This is a genomic window from Eubacterium sp. AF19-12LB (assembly GCF_003479125.1).
Taxonomy (GTDB): Bacteria; Bacillota; Clostridia; order Lachnospirales; family Lachnospiraceae; genus Eubacterium_U; species Eubacterium_U album.
Window position 1 is genome coordinate 24170 of the sequence record NZ_QUGP01000015.1, and the last position, 8010, is coordinate 32179.

The 8010-nt window shown below is 29.0% G+C and carries 10 protein-coding genes and 1 pseudogene; all 11 read right to left on the minus strand.

What is annotated here, in order from left to right; translation table 11 throughout:
• Nucleotides 1-164 precede the first annotated feature (164 nt).
• Nucleotides 165-857 carry a HEAT repeat domain-containing protein gene (locus tag DWX29_RS11590; RefSeq protein ID WP_118565912.1) on the minus strand — a complete coding sequence of 231 codons (693 nt, stop codon included), beginning with the start codon at nt 855-857 and terminating at the stop codon, nt 165-167.
• Between the two features lie 94 nt (nt 858-951).
• Nucleotides 952-1530 (minus strand): insulinase family protein, encoded by a 579-nt coding sequence (locus tag DWX29_RS11595; RefSeq protein WP_158574549.1) that lies wholly within the window; start codon nt 1528-1530, stop codon nt 952-954.
• Nucleotides 1531-1532: 2 nt separating this feature from the next.
• A complete protein-coding gene (locus DWX29_RS11600; RefSeq protein WP_118565914.1) occupies nt 1533-1787 on the minus strand; it encodes an insulinase family protein in 255 nt (84 codons plus the stop codon).
• A gap of 133 nt (nt 1788-1920) precedes the next feature.
• Nucleotides 1921-2817, minus strand: a complete 897-nt coding sequence (locus tag DWX29_RS11605; RefSeq protein WP_118565915.1) for a hypothetical protein — start codon at nt 2815-2817, stop codon at nt 1921-1923.
• Nucleotides 2818-3099: 282 nt separating this feature from the next.
• A complete protein-coding gene (locus DWX29_RS11610) occupies nt 3100-3795 on the minus strand; it encodes a HEAT repeat domain-containing protein (RefSeq protein ID WP_118565916.1) in 696 nt (231 codons plus the stop codon).
• Between the two features lie 51 nt (nt 3796-3846).
• Nucleotides 3847-4830, minus strand: coding sequence for a HEAT repeat domain-containing protein (locus DWX29_RS12855; RefSeq protein WP_199663693.1), 984 nt, complete (start codon nt 4828-4830; stop codon nt 3847-3849).
• A 56-nt stretch (nt 4831-4886) separates the two neighbouring features.
• Nucleotides 4887-5084 (minus strand): hypothetical protein, encoded by a 198-nt coding sequence (locus DWX29_RS11620; RefSeq protein WP_118565917.1) that lies wholly within the window; start codon nt 5082-5084, stop codon nt 4887-4889.
• A gap of 365 nt (nt 5085-5449) precedes the next feature.
• Nucleotides 5450-5884 carry a hypothetical protein gene (locus DWX29_RS11625; RefSeq protein WP_118565918.1) on the minus strand — a complete coding sequence of 145 codons (435 nt, stop codon included), beginning with the start codon at nt 5882-5884 and terminating at the stop codon, nt 5450-5452.
• 21 nt (nt 5885-5905) lie between these two features.
• The gene (locus DWX29_RS11630) at nt 5906-6670 is read right to left on the minus strand and encodes a DUF4367 domain-containing protein (protein WP_118565919.1); all 765 of its coding nucleotides are present in this window, start codon (nt 6668-6670) and stop codon (nt 5906-5908) included.
• Entirely contained in the window at nt 6670-7224 is a 555-nt protein-coding gene (locus DWX29_RS11635; RefSeq protein ID WP_158562719.1) for a sigma-70 family RNA polymerase sigma factor, read from the minus strand. The genes DWX29_RS11630 and DWX29_RS11635 overlap by 1 nt, the downstream gene beginning before the upstream one ends.
• A gap of 130 nt (nt 7225-7354) precedes the next feature.
• Nucleotides 7355-8010 (minus strand): annotated as a pseudogene (locus tag DWX29_RS11640) (hypothetical protein); the annotation flags it as partial.

Below are 8010 nucleotides of genomic sequence, written 5' to 3' on the forward strand. Positions count from 1 at the left end.
CATATACATTTAAATATGGACTATAAAAAATCCTTAAGCATTAACCTTCCGATAAGTGATATTCTATATGACACACTTGGTTATGCTTAAGGATTATGTTTTAATATTATTCCCTATTTCCAAACGCTATAGCACACACATATCACATTATAAAATTTGTATTTCTACTCATCACTCTCTTCATCCTCATCCATTTCTTCTATTTCTTTTATTACATCATTAATCGTATAAACAACTGACATTGCCGTTTCCTTTTTCTTATGCTCCAATAGTACCTTAATTATCATATCTCTATTGTCCTCGTTCGCAATATAATTCAAGATGTTAACTACTGAACCTCTGTTTAAATATTTTTTTGAATTTAGCATGGAAACCAAGTTATCAAAATATTCTTTTCGACCTAAGTTGTATAAAACAGCATATATGTCTATTTTTGTAAATTGTACTTTTTCATGTTTCAATCTGTCTTCTAGATATTCTAGTAATTCATCTTCTTTATTAATCTTATCCGCTATATCTCCTAATGACAATATTGCATATCCTCTTACGTAACCACTCGTATCCTTTTTTGCTATTTTTTTTAGCAGATTGTAAGTTGTAACAGATTCGCTTATACATAATGAGTCGCAGGCATCCGCTCTTACCAGCCACTCCTTATCATTAGTTAGGCGTAACAATATTTCTTCTCCTTTTTCGTCACTTGATTCAACTAGAATTACTGCAACAAGATCTCTGATAAAAACTTCTTTATCATAAGATAATTTGTTTAATATACTATAATCATTTTCATCCAGTTCTTCCTCATATGATTTTTCTTCTATCTGTCTCAATATTTTTTCTTTTTCTCTAAATTTCATTTTTCTCCTCCTGTCTAAACACTTTTAAAAGTACCTTCAACATTGAATTTCATTACACATAAACTTCTATGATATGATTTCATTTATAACCATTCTACATTTCCAACCACTCTTTCAACCTCTGCCTCGTCAATCCCTTTGCATCACCCATTACAATCAAAGAAATGTTTTGATTTCTGAATATAACATTTGATACTTCTCTCAAACGATAATAATCTATTTTTTTATTTTCCTTAATTTTTTCTTTGATTGTTAATAATTCTTTTTTATTTATGAAATCATATCCCATCTGAAAGTTTAATTCATTGGAATCTTCTAGCCAAAACCATAGGTTGTCCGTGAAAAAAGTCATATTCATATCTATATCCCTTTGCGATATATTTTCTCTTAGATTTTTTTTAATCCACATAATTTTTTGCAAACCTGCTTGTAAGTTCTTTTTTTCGATAGAAAAAAAGATTGATAAAACTGCTGCATCATTATAAATTTCCACATACGAATATATATCATATACTAGCCCCATCTTTTCACGTATCTCTTTTTGCAATCGAGAGCCATCACCACCACCTATAATACTATTTAAAAACAGAAGTTCATTTTCTCTAATTAATTTCAAATTCACATCAAACGATAACTGAACATCTAATATATTCCACGAAGAATATTCTTTCACAACTATATTAGGTTCTCTTTGTATGTTGTACCTTGCGAAGAGCTTCCCATACATTCTGTCTCTTGATATATCTCTTCTTGAGACATTTCACCAAGTTGTCTAAAATGTATATGTTCAAGCAAATGTGTAATTCCATTATTTCTTTTGGTTTCATATCTCGAACCTGCTTTCACATATAATCCAATTTCAACTGATTTTGCATATTGAATTGGATAAAATATAAATGTTAATCCATTTGACAATTTGCTTACTCGCATGTATCTTTTCTCCCTTACTAAACTAAGTTATATAAAACAGTATATATGTTTATTTTGGTAAATTCTGTTTTTTCATGCATCAATATTTCTTCTCCTCATATATGTCTAGAAATATATAATTATATTTTCTTTATTAGTTAGTCAGCTCATTTAAACTTTTAAATAAGTATTTTTCTTTATTGCCTTCACTCATTATTATATTTGTTCCTAATGTATTGTTAATTACAGACGTAGAAACATAATGTTTATATTTACTTCCGTCCTTTGTCGTTACAATAATATTAATATCTACACTTTTATCTTCTCTTTCAAAATACTTGTACTCAATATTTGTAGTCTTTTTTCCATATCTTTTTTTAATTTGTTTTTTTATTAAATTTTTTACATCATCAGCTTTAGAAATTTTGCTAAATTTTTCTTCCGATAATGTCTTAACATCATAGTCCTGACACATTTCTTTCTTGCCATTCCATTTAATATGATACTTTTGCTGAGACAAACTCATCCATTCATTAAATTCCGGCTGTAGCACAGAATATGAATAATCATATGCATATAATTCTTCGTTTTCTAAAAATAAATTTATCTTATTTTGTTCAAAAACCTTTACTGCCTTATTTTCTTTTACTTTATATATTTCTGTATACATACTGTCATTCTGCCTTAATTGTGCAACATTAAAAATAATATAGTTTTTATTTTTTATAAACAACTCAATTGTTGTATCTTCTGTTGCAACAAATTCATCCGACAGTTTTTGACTATTTTTTCCACTTAAAAACCATAATTCAAATTTATTTTCTTTTTCCTCCTCTTTATTAGCTAAAATAAAAGCTTCTTTTTCGCCGTCGTTATCATAATCCTCAACAATCATTTTATATATATCTTTATCAGTCAGTTTCTTAATCTCATCTTTATAATAATCTGTTGACGTTTTTATTTTTTCTTTTTTAGTTGTGATATTTTCTGATGTGTCGCAACCAACTAAGACTATTATCGATATAGTCATTATAGTTAATATTTTCTTCATATTAGTCTCCGTTTCTTTCTATAAACATATTAATTATGTATACATTATGCATTTTCAATTGTACTTCCATTTCTGCATGTAACCTTTGTTAACTGATTGTTTGCATCATATTCTTTCTGTACTGTCGATGTTTCACCTATCTAAAAAATCCTTAAGCATTAACCTTCCGATAAGTGAAATTCTATATGAAACACTTGGTCATGCTTAAGGATTATGTTTTAATATTATTCCCTATTTCCCAACGCTATAGCACACGAATATCACATTATAAAATTTGTATTTCTACTCATCACTATCCTCTTCCATCTCATCCATTTCTTCTATTTTTTTTATTGCATCATCAATTGTATAAATAACTGACCTTGCAGTTTCCTTTTCTTTATATTCTAATAATATATTAATTATCATATCTCTATTGCTCTCATTTGCAATATCTTTCAAACTGTTTACTACTGCGCATTTATTAGAATATTTTTTTGAATTTGTCATTGATAACAGTTTGTCAAAATATTCTTTTTGACCTAAGTTATATAAAACAGTATATATGTTTATTTTGGTAAATTCTGTTTTTTCATGCATCAACATTTCTTCCAAAAATTTTATTAATTCATTTTCTTTGTGAATCTTAACCGCTATATCTCCTAATGATATTATTGCGTATCCTCTTACATAACCGCTTGTATCTTTTTTTGCTATTTTTTTTAGTATATTGTAAGTTGTAACCGATTCACTTATGCCCAACGAATCACATGCTTCAGTTCTTACCAGCCATTCCTTATCATTAGTTAAGCGTAATAATATTTCTTCTCCTTTTTCATCACTTGAGTCGACTAAAATTCTTGCAACAAGAGCTCTAATAGTCAGTTCTTTATCATACGATAATTCCTTTAATATGCTATAATCATCTTCATCGAATTCCTCCTCATATGCTTTATCATCTAACCGTGCCAATACTTTTATTTTTTCTTTATATTTCATTCTTTCAATCCTCCTGTAAATGTGTATATTTTCCAACAGGTTAATGTAATTTTATAGTTCTCTATCCCAAAACAAGTCGTTTTTTAAATCGTTTATTAACTCTTCTATCGAGTTAATTACAATTCTTTTATTCTCATTACTTCTACGTTTCTTTAATACCCTAAGTATTTCATCTTTATTATTTTCACTTGCAATATAATCCAGACTATTTATTACTGAAATCCTATTTATATAATTTTTTTCATTAATCATTTCCAATAAATTATATAAATAATTTTCTTTTCCAATAACGTATAACGATGTGTATATACATATTTTTATAAATGGCTTTTCCTTGTTTTTTATTTTTCCTTCTAAAAATTCTACAAGTTCATTTTCTTTATGTAACCTACGTGCAACATCTTCCAATGATCGTATTGCATAGCCCCTTACATTATCTGCTTTATCTATTTGAGCAATTTTTTTTAATGTCTCATATTCCACTAAAGTTTTACCAATACATAATGAGTCACATGCTTCAGCTCTTACTGATGAATCATTATCACCAGTCAATCGTAACAATATTTTTACACCTTTATCAGTATCAGAATGAATTAACATCTCTGCAACTTTTTCTCTTATACCATTTTCTTCATCCCATGATAATTTATCTAATACTTGCAATTCATATTCATTAAAGTTTCTTTCCTCTATATTTTTTTCTATCTTCTCCAACAAATCATATTTTTCCTTGTTTTTTATGTATATATAATCTCCTACTGAAATTCTTATAAATGGTTCTTCAAGTTTATCATAGGGTCCCCAAAAAGTACCATCTACCAATTCACCATCTATAGCCTTGATTTTCATTTTAGATTTTACATATACATTTACTCTATACGGAAAACTATATTCTTTCCTTAAGTGTTTTGCAAAATCCTTTAATGCTAATTTAACTTCTTCATCAGCATTAACATCAAATCTCAATCTTAAACCATTGCGTATATTATTACCTTTATAAACTTTTTCCCAATTGTCGCAATTCCATATATTCATATTATTTTCTTCCTTTATATTTATTATAACCTCTACCTGGTGTATGTTTTTTTGATTTAGCTGGCATATTTGTAACTTGCTATCGCCTGTCCACTTTCATCTATTATATTGGATACACTTGTACGTATATCTTTGTTGTAAAAATATGAATGCTCATTTTCATTTTCACAACGTATTGTCGCAATAATATTATTCTGTGGTCCTATTATATTATGGCTCGTAATATTTTCGCTTTCATCTGTTGTGTATAACACAACTTCTCCCTGATAAAAATAGTTAGTTACTGCACCATTATCATTTTTAGAAATTCTTTTTCCGTCATAATTATATGTATTTTCCTGTGTATACTTTATTTTTCCACTTGTATTTCCATTTCTGGATGTAACCTTTGTTAACTGATTGTTTGCATCATATTCTTTCTGTCCAGTCTCTGTTATTGTTGATGTTGCATCTATCTAAAAAATCCTTAAGCATTAACCTTCCGATAAGTGAAATTCTATATGAAACACCTGGTTATGCTTAAGGATTATGTTTTAATGTTATTCACAATACAATCTTTAGTATTTTATTTTCAACTTATTAATGTAACGTTACAGTATATTTGCCACACCTATATGTATTAATGCCAAACTTCACTGCTATACTTTGCTCCTGCTTCTACTAATTTAGAACCTGAATAAATTTTAACAACGACCTGTACTCTGTAATAATATCCCGAATCAACACTTACTGTTTTTGATAGTGTTTTCTTTCCTGTTCCTGAATAAGTCTGTGTCCATGTTTTATATGGTGTATATGCCTTATCACTCTTTGTACATCTTTGTAATGTCATTGTTATTTCGCAGGTTTTGTTGGCTGTCATTTTACATATACCCTCACATGCAGCCTTGTTTCCACTAATTGCTAATGTTGAAGTAATCTGGCTCATATTGGTATATCTTGGTGTTACACCCTCTATATCCGCATTTTGTAATTCCTGTGCTGCTACATTTGTATATGACATCATTACTACAACTCCCAAAAACATACATAAAAATTTTCTAAAACTCTTCATTAAAATTTCCTCCTCTAAATTTTAGTTCTTTTTCACACTCTCCGCTACCTTAACCAATTCTTCTTTGGTCACTCCGATTCCTTCTACTTCTATAAAATAATCATTCTCTTTCCATAACAACTTATTTGTATTTCCAATTTCCTCATACTCTTTTTCAACATACATAGCTCTTTTTCCGTTGATATCCACATATTCAACTTTTGCATTTTCCGTATCTATTGAATATGTTGTACTATCAATGTCCTGTTCAAATGTAATGCTATTATCATTTACATCTGCATATTCTATGCATCTTGATAGTGTGCTACACGATGACGTTAATGCACTAAATCCTTCCGGCAAATATGTTACATTGTATTCTTCTGTCCATTCAATATCAAATCTGCCCTCGCTTACCCTTGAACTATTTTCTTTATTAGCATCATTAGACTGAATCTGTGTAGCTACTTTAGACTCCTTAACAAGAAATCCCAAAGTTGCGCTTCTCATGGCCGGTACTGATACAACAGATATATTAAACACAATCATAACTACCGCAACAGCCACCGATGCCTTGTAAAACAGGGGAATTCCGTTCTTTTTTTCTTTACTTTTGTTGAATTGCACTTTTTGATTATCAGTAAACAAATCATCCATAAACTTTGTATAATTTTCAGGTAGCGGCTCCCCACTCTGTTTATTTAATTGATTTGCTTCCTCAATGATTTTTTTTCCTTCGTATTCAACATATGTTGATGATGCTTTTTTTAATAATTGCTCAAGCCCTCTTTCATTTCTTATCTTCATTACTCTATCTCCATCTCTTTTTTAATAATATTGAAAAGACGCTTCTTCGCTCTTCCCACATATACATGAACCTGTTCCTGCTTTATGTGAAACATCTCACTTATTTCCTTTTCGCTCATATTCCACAAGTACTTATACACAATCAACTCTGCATCCTTTTGCGACAATTTATCCATATAATTTTTCAAATTGTCCTGCAATTCTTTTCTAGCACAAATTATTTCCGGATATTTGCTTTCATCGTCATCAGGTATCTTTTCAATTTCATTATCTTCAAATCCAAAGTTTACATGTGTATTTTCGCGTTTTCGCTTTCTTGTATAATCAATTGAAATATTCCTGATTATACTAATCAAATAAAACGCAACCTGAGGTTCCTCTAGTTTTCGTATCTTTTCATAATTATTAAACACTTTTATAAATGCTTCGCTTACCATATCATCGGCTATGTGATAATCTCCCACTATCTCATGGGCCCTAGCCCTCATAATACGGTAATACTTTTCATACCAACCGGTTATCTCCCTTTTCTTTTTTTCATTGTTAATCTTCAATTGCGCAATTCCTTTTTCACTAGTAAAATTTCTCCCCTATATTATAAACGATATTAGAGCATAAAACCGAACACATTTTAATGAAAAATTTTATAAATTTCACTAAAATATGTTCGGTTCTCATTTTTCTTTATTTATTACATCTAATCAACTTAGACCATTCTCCAAAGTTCTTTTTCCCATCAATTATCTTATAAGCCCTAACTTTTAAGTAATAAGTTTTATTGGCATTCACTTTTCTTATGACACCTTTATTTTTCTTTACATTAACTGTTTTCTTACTTTTCGTTAATTTTTTATTTTCTCCAACTTTTATCACATAGCCATCTGCATTTTTAACTTTTTTCCATGTAATATTTAATTTTTTATTTTTTAACGTAGCTTTAACATTTCTAGTTTTATTAATCTTTACACTTATAGGTTTAGTCAATTTTATCATTACAGATGAATCTGAAAATTCTGCTGTAAAATAACTTTCTCCCTTTGGTAAAGTCTTAACATATTCTTCTTTTAATGTTATCTTCATAACATCCGATATAGTTGATACTGTATAATTAGATTCATCAACTTTTATTCCTTTGTATGTCAATTGATTAAATAAATCTGCATAAAATGTGTGTGAAAATGTATTTGATTCCAATAATGCTTCGGCATTTCCACTTCCGTTCCATTTTGAAAAAGAAAAGCTTGCATCCTTAAAGTCAATTTTATGTGTCACAACATAAAGTCTAATAGGAATAATCGCCTTAGCAAATACAGCTTTAAATGAGTACATTCCATCCTGCA